Annotated in this window: 16 protein-coding genes; all 16 read left to right on the forward strand. The window is 62.1% G+C overall.

The window, feature by feature from the left end:
• The first annotated feature begins 6 nt into the window (after positions 1-6).
• The 16 genes from FNZ07_RS20935 (at position 7) to FNZ07_RS21010 (ending at position 13,369) form a co-directional block, all read left to right on the forward strand.
• Positions 7-1,002: a major capsid protein gene (locus tag FNZ07_RS20935; RefSeq protein ID WP_091018774.1), complete on the forward strand. Its 996-nt coding sequence runs from the start codon at positions 7-9 to the stop codon at positions 1,000-1,002.
• A gap of 10 nt (positions 1,003-1,012) precedes the next feature.
• Positions 1,013-1,306, forward strand: a complete 294-nt coding sequence (locus tag FNZ07_RS20940; RefSeq protein ID WP_091018772.1) for a head-tail joining protein — start codon at positions 1,013-1,015, stop codon at positions 1,304-1,306.
• A gap of 2 nt (positions 1,307-1,308) precedes the next feature.
• Positions 1,309-1,848 (forward strand): phage tail protein, encoded by a 540-nt coding sequence (locus tag FNZ07_RS20945; RefSeq protein WP_091018769.1) that lies wholly within the window; start codon positions 1,309-1,311, stop codon positions 1,846-1,848.
• Entirely contained in the window at positions 1,838-2,365 is a 528-nt protein-coding gene (locus FNZ07_RS20950) for a hypothetical protein (protein ID WP_091018767.1), read from the forward strand. Before FNZ07_RS20945 ends, FNZ07_RS20950 begins: the two co-directional genes overlap by 11 nt.
• Complete coding sequence (locus tag FNZ07_RS20955; protein ID WP_091018766.1) at positions 2,362-3,039, forward strand: phage baseplate assembly protein V; 678 nt, start codon at positions 2,362-2,364, stop codon at positions 3,037-3,039. The genes FNZ07_RS20950 and FNZ07_RS20955 overlap by 4 nt, the downstream gene beginning before the upstream one ends.
• A gap of 233 nt (positions 3,040-3,272) precedes the next feature.
• Positions 3,273-3,743, forward strand: a complete 471-nt coding sequence (locus tag FNZ07_RS34555) for a DUF3592 domain-containing protein (RefSeq protein ID WP_409373402.1) — start codon at positions 3,273-3,275, stop codon at positions 3,741-3,743.
• Positions 3,744-4,002: 259 nt separating this feature from the next.
• Positions 4,003-4,206: a hypothetical protein gene (locus FNZ07_RS20965; protein WP_091018762.1), complete on the forward strand. Its 204-nt coding sequence runs from the start codon at positions 4,003-4,005 to the stop codon at positions 4,204-4,206.
• A gap of 2 nt (positions 4,207-4,208) precedes the next feature.
• The gene (locus FNZ07_RS20970; RefSeq protein WP_091018760.1) at positions 4,209-4,544 is read left to right on the forward strand and encodes a GPW/gp25 family protein; all 336 of its coding nucleotides are present in this window, start codon (positions 4,209-4,211) and stop codon (positions 4,542-4,544) included.
• Positions 4,541-5,443, forward strand: coding sequence for a baseplate assembly protein (locus FNZ07_RS20975; protein WP_091018758.1), 903 nt, complete (start codon positions 4,541-4,543; stop codon positions 5,441-5,443). Before FNZ07_RS20970 ends, FNZ07_RS20975 begins: the two co-directional genes overlap by 4 nt.
• A gap of 13 nt (positions 5,444-5,456) precedes the next feature.
• The gene (locus FNZ07_RS20980; protein WP_091019163.1) at positions 5,457-5,996 is read left to right on the forward strand and encodes a phage tail protein I; all 540 of its coding nucleotides are present in this window, start codon (positions 5,457-5,459) and stop codon (positions 5,994-5,996) included.
• Positions 5,997-6,027: 31 nt separating this feature from the next.
• On the forward strand, positions 6,028-8,037 hold the full coding sequence (locus FNZ07_RS20985; protein WP_091018756.1) for a phage tail protein: 2,010 nt from the start codon (positions 6,028-6,030) through the stop codon (positions 8,035-8,037).
• A gap of 11 nt (positions 8,038-8,048) precedes the next feature.
• Complete coding sequence (locus FNZ07_RS20990; RefSeq protein WP_091018754.1) at positions 8,049-8,705, forward strand: tail fiber assembly protein; 657 nt, start codon at positions 8,049-8,051, stop codon at positions 8,703-8,705.
• A gap of 74 nt (positions 8,706-8,779) precedes the next feature.
• Complete coding sequence (locus FNZ07_RS20995) at positions 8,780-9,961, forward strand: phage tail sheath subtilisin-like domain-containing protein (RefSeq protein WP_091018751.1); 1,182 nt, start codon at positions 8,780-8,782, stop codon at positions 9,959-9,961.
• 10 nt (positions 9,962-9,971) lie between these two features.
• Positions 9,972-10,475 (forward strand): phage major tail tube protein, encoded by a 504-nt coding sequence (locus FNZ07_RS21000; RefSeq protein ID WP_091018749.1) that lies wholly within the window; start codon positions 9,972-9,974, stop codon positions 10,473-10,475.
• A gap of 78 nt (positions 10,476-10,553) precedes the next feature.
• Positions 10,554-10,877, forward strand: a complete 324-nt coding sequence (locus FNZ07_RS21005) for a phage tail assembly protein (protein WP_091018747.1) — start codon at positions 10,554-10,556, stop codon at positions 10,875-10,877.
• 65 nt (positions 10,878-10,942) lie between these two features.
• Positions 10,943-13,369 carry a phage tail tape measure protein gene (locus FNZ07_RS21010; RefSeq protein ID WP_091018745.1) on the forward strand — a complete coding sequence of 809 codons (2,427 nt, stop codon included), beginning with the start codon at positions 10,943-10,945 and terminating at the stop codon, positions 13,367-13,369.
• Positions 13,370-13,387: the final 18 nt, after the last annotated feature.

The following is a 13,387-nucleotide window of genomic DNA, read 5'->3' on the forward strand; positions in this document are numbered from 1 at the left end:
GGCCACGTGGCCGACATTGCCATCTTCAACGACGACGCATTCACGCTCTCGTCACTTACCGCTGCAATCAACGAACAGCCCTTTGTGCCGGGCCGTATTTCCGAACTGGGCATATTCGGTGAAGAGGGGATCACGCACACCACCATCCAGATCGAGCGCGACGGTGACACGCTCGCGCTCGTCGCGTCCAGTTCACGAGGCTCGCCCGCCGCGGTTGTCACGGGCAGCAGGCGCAACCTTATTCCGTTCAACACGGTGCACCTGCCGCAGCGTGCCGCGATCCTTGCCGACGAGATTCAGAACCTGCGTGCGTTCGGGCAGGAGACCGAGCTCGAAGCGCTGCAGACGGTGGTCAACCGGCGTCTCGCGAAGATGCGCCTGCAGCTTGATGCGACGCATGAGTTTCATCGCATCGGTGCGATCAAGGGGAAGATTCTCGATGCGGATGGTGCATCGGTAGTGGTCGACCTGATGGACCGTTTCGGCATCAAACAGCAGGTGGTCGCGTACGGGCTCGATGATCCGAAAACCGAGATCCGCAACAGGAATCAGGACGTGCTCGAAGCCGTGGAGGATGCGCTCGGCAGCACGCCGTTCTCCGGCGTGCGTGTCGTGTGCGGTCGCAATTTCTGGCGCAAGCTGCTGGTGCTGCCGACTGTCAAGGAAACATTCCTGAACACGACCATGGCGGCAGCGCTGCGGGGTGATCCGCGTGGCTCGCTGGAACTCGATGCTCTGGTGTTTGAGCGCTACCGGGGCCGGGTCGGTGGTGTGGGCTTCATCGGCGACGATGAGGCGTACGCGGTGCCGGAAGGCGTGCCCGATCTGTTCATCTCGCGTTTCGCGCCTGGTGACTATATGGAAGCGGTCAATACGACGGGCCTGCCGTACTACGCGAAGCAGGAAATCATGCCGTTCAACAAGGGTGTCGAGATCGAGGCGCAGTCGAACCCGATCCACCTGTGCACGCGACCGAAGGCCGTCATCAGGCTGAAGGCATAAGGAGGCCGCGATGGCATTCCGCGATCTCGTCGCGGATCTCGACGCTGCAGTGGTCCGGGATCTGGCGGATGACGACATCAGGATCGACGGGGAGCCAGTGCCGGGCATGTTTGCCGCGCCCTGGCTAGGTCCTGATCTCGGGCACCAGCGAACGCAGTTGGAGCACCCGCAGGTGAGTGTGCGGGATACCGACGCGACCGGTATACGTGTGGGCAGCATCGTCGATGCTGGTGGCAGTCGATACCGCGTGTTTGAGCTGCAGCCGGATGGCACCGGATGGACGGTGCTGTTACTCAGGGAGTGACGATGGACAGACTCACGGTCGAGGTCGACGTCAGAGGTGTCACAGCAGCCCTTGCCGGGCTGTCGTCTGCCGCCATGCAGGCTGCGTGGCGGCGAACACTACGCAAGACAGCAGCGTGGATCAAGAGCCGGACGGGCAAGGAAGTATCGGCTGCAACGAAGATTCCGCAGAAGGTCATCAGGAGCCGGACGTATTTCTTCCTGCGTTCGGCGGACACGGGGAAAGTCTGGCTCGGCCTGAATCCCGTAGAAGCTCACCGTCTCGGCACGGTGACGGGCACCCGGAAGGGCATGCGGGCCGGGCGGAACACGTTCGAGGGCGCGTGGCGGCAGACGAAGGCGAAGCCGGACGGGCCGATCTACCGGCGAACTGGAAAGGCCCGCACGCCGTTCGAGGTGGTGACAGTCGACTGGTCGAAGTCGGGTGACCCGGCGTTTCGTCGTGCGGCACAGATGTGTGAGGCGCGGCTGATGACGATCCTGAAACAGGAAGTGAACTACGAAATGCAGAAGGCCATGGGAAAAGCGAAGCATGCTCGATAACCTGAAAATGCTTCACGATGCGATCGTGAGCGGACTGCGCGCGAAGATTGCCGGCATGGAGTGCATCGACGCGTATCCGAAGCTCGGCAGGAAGATCCCGACGCCGTGCGTGGTGATAGAACTGTCCGAGATGGAGCCAGGCCACGATCCCGGCACAGGCCAGACATCGCTGATCGGCCGCTTTCAGGCACGTGCGATCGTCGATCCGCTTGTCGATGGTGCGGACCTCGGCGTGCGTGAGCTGGGTGCACGTGTTGCACAAGCGATTCACGGCGAGACGTGGGAGGTGCCGGTGACGCCTGCGAAGCTGGTGCAGATCGCGGAGGATCCGTTCCGGCCGGAGCTCGATGTATATCTCGTCTGGCTGGTCGAGTGGACACATGAGTTTGATCTTGGTGATGTGATGCCGCCGTTTCCGCCTGGCGGTTCGGTGGTGGTATGGGGTGTCGACCCGCAGACGGGGCAGGGGCATGAGACCGCCTACTGGAACGCGGGCCGGGCGCAGGAACCCGCATGAGCGACTACGACATCGGCGAGATTGACCGGCTGATCGCGAGCATTGTGCAGGCCGGCGTCGTCGATAGCGTCCAGTACGATCCGCCGCGCTGCAGGGTTCGCAATGGTGAGTGGGTGAGCGCGTTGCTGCCGTGGAAGACGTTCGCGGCCGGGCGGGTGCGTACATGGTGCCCGCCATCGGTCGGAGAGCAGGCAATCATCCTTGCACCATCCGGCACGCTCGCGGGCGCGTTTGTGCTGGCCGGCTTCTATACCAGCACGCACGGTGACGCCAACGGTAGCGCGGCGAACATCACGGCGACCGACTACCCGGATGGAGCGCACGAGCACTATGACCACGACGCGCACGAGTATGTGTTTTCGGTGCCGGCCGGCGGGCGCATCGTGTTCCGCATCGGCGGCACGCAGATGGAGCTGACGACGGCCGGCATCACGCAGACCACACCGAAACTGCTGGTCGATGCGCCTGACTCTACGTTCACCGGCAACAGCACCACGGTGAAGCGACTTTCGTTCCTTGGTGGCATCACGGGTAAGAACGCCGCTGGTGGGCCGGCGTCGACGATTGAAGGTGACGCCGACTTCACCGGCAATGTGACCTCGAAGGGCAAATCGCTGCCACATCACACCCATCGGGAACAGGGCGACGGTGCGCCGACCAGCGAGCCGTTGTGAGGGTTAGCGCAGTCGGTTTAATCTTGACGCATGCGCGGTTCCGCGCTGGAGCACAGTCTCTCTTTATGGACAATTGGCGTAAGATCGTCAGGCGTCGCCCGCTGTGCCTTATAAACTCATCCGCAGAGCTGGGCGAGCTTACGTCATTTGATAAAAGCCAACAGGTGCATCGCTTGAACAAACTACCTATGTATGGATACACGCTTATCCTGGCATCGCTGTTTTGTTTTGCGATGCCCATAGGGTTGCACCGTGAAGAAGTGGCAAAGAAAACATGGCCGTCTGCATCAGGCCTGATCGTCGAGGCTCCAAAGTTTATTCGAACAACGCGCGCTTACCTCGAAACCCCGACGGTAGGCCGAACAGCACGAGACGACACGTATTACCGTGATGTAAAAGTCTGGGCATTGACTACGGAATATAGGTATCAGGTAGCCGGACAAAACTACATAGGCACACAGGCTACGTCCACAAATCACGTGGACAAGATAAGTGACTACCCTGACGGCCCCAGTCAACAGATGGTTGAATGGAGCAGTCAGCTATCGAAGGGCGCGTCGGTCACCATACACTACGACCCATTGACTCCGTATGAGAGCTATGCAATCTACACCGAAAATTCCATACAGAACGTGCTCGTCATAGGTTGTGTCTTGATGATTCTCGGGATTATTCTGGTTGCAGCACCTCGTTTCTCTCGATAGAACAGTTGTTCAGTTTTGATAAGGCGCTGATGAGGGCCTTGTTCAGCAACGCAGATGCCACGTTGGTTGCGGACGCAACTTGCAGCCTTGACACAAACATCCTTGCCGAAGCTATTCCACGGATTCGCGATTTTCTGACTTATGAGTAAGTTTCAGTTCAGGGCTGCTTGACTCGGGTAATTGTCAGGCGCTGATTCAATCCGGCAAAACAACTTTGGCCTCGCATCCGTGCGGGGCCTTTTTATTCTGGGGCATCGATATGCTGCAAGCCAAGGAAGTCATTGCCTTCCCGCAGGCCACCGTGGCTTCGTTTCGCGACAAGGCGTTCCGCTCGCGTACGGTTGTGTTTCCCGATGGCGACACCGCAATGGTCGAGAAGAGCCTGGTCACTGTGTCCGATCCGGGACACGTCACGTTCCTCGACCGGCATGCTGACTTCGAGCGTGTCGATGGGAGTGCCTGAACATGGAAGCGCTAACCGGAATGGACCGGCACACCGGCAGACCCATTACGGGAATCGCTCACCTGAAGCAGAGCATCGGCGACATTCTCTCAACTCGCAAGGGCACACGTCGCGAACGGCCCGAATACGGGTCCGACATCCCCCGGATGGTCGATCTGCCTGTTACACGCGGATGGATCTCAAGCGTACAGGCTGAAGCCGCGCGGGCGATTAGTCGATGGGAGCCCCGTATCACCCTCTCGCGCGTCACGGTGCTGTCGGTTCTCGACGGGCGCGTGACGTTCAGGATTCAGGGCGCTTATTTGGGTGAAGACCTCCTGTTCGAGGTAACTGCATGACAACAATTGATCTGACTGCGATCGAACCACCGGACGTCGTTGAAGCACTTGACTTCGAGGACATCTATCAGGAACTGGTCGAAGACTACAGGGGCAGCTATCCGCACTGGACCGCTGCGCTGGAATCCGATCCTGTAGTCAAGCTGATGGAGCTGGCCGCTTATCGTGAAGTACGTTTCAGGGCGCGAGTGAACGACGCTGCGCGTTCGGTGATGCTCGCATTCGCGACAGGCACGACGCTCGAACACCTCGCTGCGCTGTTCGGTATCAGGCGGCTCGCTTTCACGCCGGTCGACCTGGACAGTAACGGGCAAGGAGACAAGCCGGAGATCCGGGAAAAAGACGACGATCTGCGCTCGCGCACGCAACTGGCTCCCCAAGGCTACTCGGTAGCGGGTCCGGAGGGAGCCTACCGGTCGCATGCATTAAATTCGGACGGCCGTGTGCTGTCTGTTTCGGTAATCAGCCCGCTCCCGTGCGAGATCGTCGTCACGATCCTGTCGCGTGAAGGCGACGGCACTGCGAGCGACGAGCTGGTCGGCATCGTGTCGAAGGCGCTGAGGGCCGATGACGTGCGGCCGCTTTCAGAAAAGGTCACGGTACGCAGTGCGGAGGTCATCCGGTACCAGATCCGCGCAACGCTTAAATTCTTCGCCGGGCCTGACCGGTCGGTCGTGCTTGCCGAGTCGAAGAAGCACACGCAACAGTATGCCGACGACATGCACCGGCTCGATATGGAGGTGACGACCGACGGTCTACATGCTGCGATCCGTGTCCCTGGTGTGCAGAAGGTCATTCTGGAGTCGCCCATTGACGGCATCAAGGTCACGAAGCAGCAGGCGACGTTCTGCACCGGCATCGAACTGATCGACGGGGGCGTATATGACGGAAGTGCCTGAGGCTGCTGTGCGGATGCCGGGTCTGTTGCCGGTGAATTCGACACCTCTGGAGCGCAGTATCGCGGCGACCACTGCGCGAACCTTCGACATTCCTGTGCCGCTTGCCGATCTGATGAATCCGGACACGATTCCGCTCGCACTGCTGCCGTGGCTGGCGTGGCACCTCGGTGTCGACACATGGAAGGACTACTGGCCTGAACAGGTCAAGCGTGCACGTGTCAAGGCGGCGATCCCGATTGCGCGGAAGCGGGGCACAGCTGCGGCGGTGCGCGATGTGGTCGCCACCTTTGGCGCGAACATTGCGATGCGCGAATGGTTCGAACTGGAGCCACCGGGCGTTCGGGGCACATTCGAAATTGTCATGACGGTCAGCAGCCGGGATGGCACCCCTGCGACGGCCGCCTACGTGGCCGACATCATCGCCGAGATCGACCGCGTCAAACGCGCGAGTGCGCACTACACGTTCACGCAGGGCCTGTCGATGCAGGGGACGCAACGCGTTGCTGCAGCCGTACGGCCGGCCCTGTACCGGCGCCTCTCGCTGACAGACTGAATTGACGGACAGATTCACGGATATCTGACATATGGCTGGAACTCTCATCACCATCACGGACGCGGGCCGTGCTGCTCTCGTCGCACCGGGTAACGCGGGTACGAATGCGCACACGGTTGCGAAGATCGGCCTGTCCAACGTTGCGTTCGCGGCAGTCGGGGGGCTGACGAAGCTGCCCGGCGAACTCAAGCGCATCTCGACGTTTGCAGGCGAGAACGTCGCACCGGACACGATCCACGTCACGCTCAGGGACGACACGGCTGACCAGTACACGCTCTATGGTTTTGGCCTGTACCTCGAAAACGATGTGCTCTTTGCGGTCTACAGCCAGCCTGCGCCCATCATGGAGAAGTCGCCCCAGGCGCTGCTTCTACTCTCGGCCGATCTGTTGTTCGCCACGATCGACGCGGCACAGCTCGTGTTCGGTGATGCGTCTTTCACGAACCCGCCGGCCACGACCGAGCGACAAGGCGTGATCGAGCTGGCGACGCAGTCCGAAACGGATGCCGGCACTGACGACACCCGTGCCGTCACACCGAGGACGGCCGCGAAGCGATATGCAGCGCTTAGCGGTGCCGATTTCGCCGGTCCGATCAGTGCAAAGAATACGAGTCTCGGTGCTGGCACGCGACGCGCGAATATTTCCAGCGATGCGACGACGGCCTATTACTACAGCGACGGGAACGCATGGCTGGGCTCGTCTGGCGTCGAGGGAATGACCGGGCTCGTCGCGGGCAACCGGGAGGCGGCCCGCATCTTGCCGAGTGGCCGCGTGCTTGTCGGCACGACCGACGACGATGGTTCGAGCGTGCTGCAGGCGGGTGGCAGCGTCCGGATCGATGGCAATCTGTCTGTGCGCCGCAGCGGCGAGGCGCAGATCTACGCCGGCCAGAACGACGGCTACTTCTTTGCGAACGCGCGGCAGGCCGGCTGGTACTCGCCTACGCTGGGCCAGTTCCAGTTTGACTTCGCGAAGAAGAACCTCTTTGTCGGTAACCAGCCAGTCTGGCATGGCGGCAATCTGAACCCGCTCGACAAGGGAACGGGTGGCACGATCGGAGGGGACGTCACATTTGCAGCAGGCAAGCGGCTGTATCTCGACGAAGGGAGCGCCGCCTATCCGTCGCTCACGTTCGTCAACGATGGTGCGCCGGATACCGGCTTCTACCACGTCATCGATGGCTCGTTTGCCATTGCGTGCAACGCCGTGCCGACCGTGACGTTCTCGCCGAGTGCGACCACGTTCCATAAGCCCGTGACTGGTCCGACACCGCCGGCCGGTGACAGCTCGATACTGCTTGCGACTACTGCATGGGTGACGTCGTCAATCGCATCGGCCTCGATCGGCCAGATCGTCATGGAACCGCGTACGACCGCGCGCGCGGGTTTTCTCAAGGCTAACGGCGCGGTGGTGAATCGGGTCGACTACCCAGCCCTGTGGGCCTACGCACAGGCGAGCGGTGCGCTCGTCGCGGATGCGGCGTGGGGGGCAAATAACTTTGGTTGCTTCTCGTCGGGCGATGGCGCCGCGACGTTCCGTCTTCCCGAGCTGCGCGGCGAGTTTCTGCGGTGCCTCGACGATGGGCGTGGCGTGGATCCGGGGCGCGGTATTGGCACATGGCAGGACAGCCAGAATCGCGCGCACGTGCATGGCGCGTCGGCCGATGCGGTTGGCGATCACGCACACGGCGCCTGGACCGACGCCCAGGGCTGGCACGGCCACCACGGCAACACCGCAGGCGTGGGCGATCACCAGCACGTCGTCCCCTACGGCGAGAACGTGGGCTTCCCCTGGGGCGTCTATGCCGGCGGTCAGCAGGGATCCAAAGGGGGGCTCGACGGTGATAACAACTGGCCGTACACGAGCCCAAGCGGTAGTCACGCCCACAGTTTTGACACGGAAGGTGCAGGGAACCACGGCCACAACGTCGGCATCGGCGGTGCCGGCAATCACAGTCACACGATCCGTATCAATGCGGATGGCGGAGCCGAGACGCGCGTTCGTTCCGTTGCGCTACTCGCCATGATCCGCGCTTTCTGACAGGACACACCATGCTGATTCACCAGTACGACAACCAGACCGGCCAGTACATCGCGAGCCGGCTCGCGGACGAAGATCCACGCAATCCCGGCCGCTGGCTTGTGCCGGCGTTCGCAACTGCGGACCCGCTGCCCGAACGTCTCTCATTGACCTGGCCGTTTTACCGCGACGGCGTGTGGGGGCTGTTGCCTGACTGGCGCGGACGCATGCTGTACCGGCGCACGGGTAGTGATGCCGGTACAACGGCGGAAATCCTGATGGCGGGTATCACGCCCGACGAGGGCGGACTCACGGATGTTCCGCGCCCGTCTGACAGACACATCTGGAGTGAGCGGGGCTGGGTGCTGGATCCGGCTGCCGTCGCGGCGGAAAAGCACGCAGCAGGCATGGCCGAATTTGAGCGGCGCCTCGGGATCGCGCGTGCGAAGAACACGGGCCGCGCCGATGCCTATGCGGCGGGTCTCCTCGACGATGAACAGATCTACTACTTCAAGGCGTGGTCGACGTACCAGATGGACCTTGTGCGCGTGATCAACAGCGACGCGTTTCCGGATGCGCCCATCTGGCCCGACGAGCCGACGCCGTATGTGGCAAACCCGGTGGCGCCACCGGTGCCACCGCCCGAGCCGGAAACTGAACAGCCGGCGACGGAATCGCCGGCCGCCTGACCAGCCTCTACGTCAACACCAATGACCGCCGCAGCCAGAACCTGCGGCGGTTTTTCTTTTTCTGGAGGGATTGAATGGGTGCAGCATCGTTTTTCCATGGGGTGACCGTGTCGCTGGTCGACAGCGGTCCACGTACCATCGCCGTGCCGTCGTCCTCAATTGTCGGCCTGGTCAATACGTACACCCCTGGCCCGGATCTGGCGTCCCCGAACGTGCCGGTCCAGCTGACCAGCTATCGCGAGGCGGTCGCAGCATTCGGCGAGCGCAGCGCAGTTGCGCAGGCTGCACGCGCGGTCTACGCACAGAGCAGGGCTGTCATCGTTGCAACGGGTGTAGCGGCAGGCGCGAAAGACGGCAACGACGCGGCAGCGCTTACCTCGGCGGTGATCGGTGGCGTGACGGCCGGTGGTGCCCGTACGGGCCTGCAGTCGCTGCTCGATGCGAAGTCGAAATACAACGTGCAGCCGCGCCTGCTGCTGGCACCGGGCTTCTCGTCGACACAGGCCGTTGCTACGGCGATGGATACGCTGGCCGGCAAGCTGCGCGCGATCGGCATCATCGACGGCCCGAACACCGACGACGAGGCTGCAATCGCCTATGCGGCGAACTTCGGCAGCAAGCGGCTCTACATGGTCGATCCCGGTGCAACCGTGTGGGATACAACCGCGAATGCTGACGTCGGCGCACCGGCGTCGTCGTATGCGGCAGGTCTCTTCTGCCAGACGGACGCGGCGATCGGCTTCTGGGCGTCGCCGTCGAACAAGGAGCTGGTCGACGTCACCGGCACGAAGCGGCCGATCGAATTCCTCGACGGCGACGAGACGTGCCGCGCGAACCTGCTGAACAACGCGAAGATTGCGACCATCATCCGCGACGGCGGTTATCGCCTGTGGGGCAACCGTACGCTGTCGAGCGACCCCAAATGGTCATTCGTCACGCGGGTACGTACGCTCGACATCGTGATGGATGCCGTACTCGCGGGCCATAAGTGGGCTGTCGACCGGAGCATCACGGCGACGTATGTCGATGACGTGTCGAAGGGACTGCAGGCGTTCATGCGCGATCTGAAGCGTCAGGGCGCCTTGATCAACTTCGAGGTGTATGCCGACCCCGAACTGAATACGGCGAGCCAGCTCGAACAGGGCAAGGTCTACTGGAACATCCGGTTCACAGACGTTCCACCGGCAGAAAACCCCATCTTCCGCTTCGAGATCACAAACCAGTGGCTCACCGAAGTGCTCGATACCCACTCTTAAGAGGTGACGTGTGATTCCGGAAACACTGAGCAATTACAACCTGTACGTCGACGGCAAGGGCTTCGCGGGCCTGTCGACGTCCGTGACGCTGCCCAAGCTGAAGATCAAGACCGACGAGCATCGCGGGGGAGGTATGGATGCGCCCGTGAAGATGGACCTCGGGATGGAAGCGATGGAAGCCTCGTTCGCGATGGCGTCGATGACGCGCGAGGTGCTGGTGTTCTTTGGTCTTGCCGACGCCACGGCATTCAACGGCGTCTTTCGCGGTGCGTTCAAGGACATGAAGGGCAAGACGAAGGCGGTGGCGGCCACGCTGCGCGGCATGCTGTCCGAGATCGATCCGGGTGACTGGAAGCCCGGCGAAAAGTCGGAATCCAAGTTCACCGTGTCGTTGACGTACTACAAGCTCGAAATCGACGGATCTGCGGTGTATGAGATCGACCCGATGGGTATGGTGCGCATCATCAACGGCGTGGACCAGCTCGCAGAGATCAGCAAGGCGATCGGCATGTAAGCAGCCAGTTACGCTGCAAAGTAACTTTTTCCCATACGGCGGACACGCAATGTCCGCCGTTTCTATTTGAGGTGCTCGATGGATACCGTAACGATCAGGCTGGACTATCCGGCGACATTCGATGGCGTGACGCGCGACAGCATCACGCTGCGCCGACCGAAGGTACGCGACCAGCGTGCTGCACAGAAGCTTTATCCGGAAGATCCGGCGGGGCAGGAACTCGCGCTCTTTGCAGCGCTGGCGGAGGTCGCGCCGAACGACCTGGAGGGCATGGATCTCGGCGACTACAACCGCGTGCAGGATGCCTACTTTCGCTTTCGAACCCCTCGCAAGGATCAGCCCGTCGACGCTCAAAAAGCTGGCGAAACGGCTGGTGAACGAACTGCGGATGTCGCCGCATGATGTCGACGGGCTCACGCTCGATGACGTGATCTGGTGGCTCACTGATTAACCAGTAGGGGTGTGGGATGGCAAATGACATCGCATTGGGGATTGTCATCGCGGGTGCCGTATCGGCGACGTTTGGCAAGGCCATCACCGAGACAAGCTCACGTATCACCGGTCTGAAGAAGACGGCGAATGACACGCGGCTCTGGCAGCGCACGATCGGCGACACGATCAAGCTGCAGGATGAGTTCCGGCGCCTCCATCAGGCCGGCGACTCGGCGGCCGATGGTATCCGTCGCAAACTCGATTCGAACCTGCGCTCGCTGCGTGAGGCCGGCATCGAGGTCGACCGGCTCGACCGTTCGTATCAGCGACTCGGGCGCACCGCGCGTGGCCTCGATCTGAAGGCCGCAGGCCACGAACGTATCGCAGCGGGGCGGGAGGGCGTTCGAGGCACGATCGGCGATGCCGTCAAGTTCTCGGCAGCGGTCGCCGTGCCGACCGCGATCTCGGCGGACTATCAGGCAATCATCCGCGACATTGCGATCAAGGCGGGTATCGCGCGGACTGAACAGGAAGCGACGATGGGGCGCCGTATCCGGCGGGATGCCTCGGCGAACGGAATCGGGCGCAATGAGCTGGCCGAAGCGGTGAACCAGATGGTCGCCGCCGGCATGGACGTCAATCGCGCGCTCGACTTCGCACCCCTTGCCGCGAAGTTCTCCATCGGCCAGGGAGCGACGACCGGTGAGACCGCCCGGATGATCCAGGCGCTGCAGCAGAACGCGAGGATCTCGGATCCGGCTCAGATGAGCCGTGCGTTCGAGGCCGTCGCGTTTCTAGGCAAGGAGGGCTCGTTCGAGTCGGCAGATATGGCCCGGTGGTTTCCTGTGCTGCTCGCCGAAATGCAGAAGATCGGCATCACCGGGCAGGACTCGGTGTCGCAGCTCGGCGCCATGCTGCAGGTCCAGATGAAGACGGCCGGCACTGCAGACGAAGCGGCGAACAACCTCAAAAACTGGTTTTCAAAGATCGGATCCAATGAAACCGCGAACAACTACAAAAAGGCTGGCGTCGACTACGAAGCAAAAATGCGCGAAGCGATCGGCAAGGGCTGGTCGACGCTTGAGGCTTCCTTCGTTCTGGCGCGTGCATACATCGACCGCACCGATCCCGCGAAAGCAAAACAGCTTGCCGATGCTGCGATGAACATAAACGGCGAGTCGGATCCGCAGAAGCGTCGTGCGCAGATCGCGGCGTTTGAAGACAGCCTGAAAACCGGGGATCTCTTCAACGACATGCAGGTCAAGGCGGCACTCACTGCCTACCTGCAGAACGCGGATCTGTACCAGCGGTTAAAGAAGGAATCGGCGCAGGCCAGTGGCGAGATCGTGAAGGATCTTGCTGACCGGCGCGATGCATCCAAACAGATCTGGAGCGAAGTCGGGCAGCAGTGGAATGACGCGATGCGCAGCATTGGCGACGCGCTGCGGCCCGTGACCGATGCGGTTGGACACGCGGCGAAGGCAACGGGTGAAGGGCTCGCGAAGGTAACCGACGCAGCTCCGAAAGCGACGCTGATCGTTGCGGGCATCGCGGCCGGCTTTATTGCGTATCGCGGCGCAAAGTCGCTTTTCCAGATCGGGCGCGGGGCACTCGACATCGCGCGAGGTTCGATCCTCGCCGGGCGCGCGGGGGCTACTGGCCGGGCCGCTGCTGGTGGCGGCAAGGTCGGTGTGGTGGCACGCGTGGCGGAGGCGCTGGGCGGTGCTGTGGGTGGCGTGCAACGCGTGTTCGTTGTGAATCTGCCCGGTGGTGGTGTGGGTGGTGCGGTTGGAGCGATCGCGGGCGAGCTCGGTGATGTAGCGGCCGGCGGGGCGCGTGGCGCAGGCAAGGGCGGTCGCGTTGCGCGGGTGCTGCGTGGTGCCCGTGGCCTGATCGGTCGCGTCATGCCTTATGCAAGCAAGCTCGCGGCGGCCGGCACGGTACTCAAGATCGGCATGGCAGCGACGAACGTGTGGGGTGTTGCGACAAGCGATGGCAACCGGGCGGAGAAGGCGAAGGGTTTCGCTGGTATCGCCGGCAGTCTGGCGGGCGGTGTGCTCGGCGCGAAGACGGGGGCAATCATCGGCGCAGCCGCTGGCCCGATCGGTATCGCGATCGGCGGGCTGGTTGGTGGAGCGATTGGCGCCTACGCGGGCGAGAAGGTTTTGGGCGCTGTCACGAAATGGGCGTTCTCACGTGGCGATGCTCACCCTGCGGTTGACGCCGCGGTCAAGGCGAAGGGACTGGAGAAGGCGGCCGGGTCCGACAGGCCTGTCATGAAGGTCGACCAGAAGAACACCTTCGCACCGGTCTTTCACGTGACGTTGCAGGGTGAGCAAGGCAACGGTAACGACGCGGCCGACCGTTTTCTCGCGAGGGTCTCGCCGCAGCTGCAACGCATGATGAAAGACCAGATCGCGAAGAGCAACCGTTCGGCGATGTTCGATTCACCGCATCTGTAACGCAAACGAAGTGAGAGA

It is taken from the genome of Paraburkholderia megapolitana (assembly GCF_007556815.1).
Taxonomy (GTDB): Bacteria; Pseudomonadota; Gammaproteobacteria; order Burkholderiales; family Burkholderiaceae; genus Paraburkholderia; species Paraburkholderia megapolitana.

Excerpts from the sequence above, each read along its gene's own strand:
- FNZ07_RS20975 (WP_091018758.1), top strand. The coding sequence starts at position 4,541 with ATGACAACAATTGATCTGACTGCGATCGAACCACCGGACGTCGTTGAA.
- FNZ07_RS20945 (WP_091018769.1), top strand. The coding sequence starts at position 1,309 with ATGGACAGACTCACGGTCGAGGTCGACGTCAGAGGTGTCACAGCAGCC.
- FNZ07_RS20980 (WP_091019163.1), top strand. The coding sequence starts at position 5,457 with ATGCCGGGTCTGTTGCCGGTGAATTCGACACCTCTGGAGCGCAGTATC.
- FNZ07_RS20965 (WP_091018762.1), top strand. The coding sequence starts at position 4,003 with ATGCTGCAAGCCAAGGAAGTCATTGCCTTCCCGCAGGCCACCGTGGCT.
- FNZ07_RS21005 (WP_091018747.1), top strand. The coding sequence starts at position 10,554 with ATGGATACCGTAACGATCAGGCTGGACTATCCGGCGACATTCGATGGC.
- FNZ07_RS21010 (WP_091018745.1), top strand. The coding sequence starts at position 10,943 with ATGGCAAATGACATCGCATTGGGGATTGTCATCGCGGGTGCCGTATCG.
- FNZ07_RS20955 (WP_091018766.1), top strand. The coding sequence starts at position 2,362 with ATGAGCGACTACGACATCGGCGAGATTGACCGGCTGATCGCGAGCATT.
- FNZ07_RS20940 (WP_091018772.1), top strand. The coding sequence starts at position 1,013 with ATGGCATTCCGCGATCTCGTCGCGGATCTCGACGCTGCAGTGGTCCGG.
- FNZ07_RS20950 (WP_091018767.1), top strand. The coding sequence starts at position 1,838 with ATGCTCGATAACCTGAAAATGCTTCACGATGCGATCGTGAGCGGACTG.
- FNZ07_RS20985 (WP_091018756.1), top strand. The coding sequence starts at position 6,028 with ATGGCTGGAACTCTCATCACCATCACGGACGCGGGCCGTGCTGCTCTC.
- FNZ07_RS20990 (WP_091018754.1), top strand. The coding sequence starts at position 8,049 with ATGCTGATTCACCAGTACGACAACCAGACCGGCCAGTACATCGCGAGC.
- FNZ07_RS20995 (WP_091018751.1), top strand. The coding sequence starts at position 8,780 with ATGGGTGCAGCATCGTTTTTCCATGGGGTGACCGTGTCGCTGGTCGAC.
- FNZ07_RS20970 (WP_091018760.1), top strand. The coding sequence starts at position 4,209 with ATGGAAGCGCTAACCGGAATGGACCGGCACACCGGCAGACCCATTACG.
- FNZ07_RS34555 (WP_409373402.1), top strand. The coding sequence starts at position 3,273 with ATGCCCATAGGGTTGCACCGTGAAGAAGTGGCAAAGAAAACATGGCCG.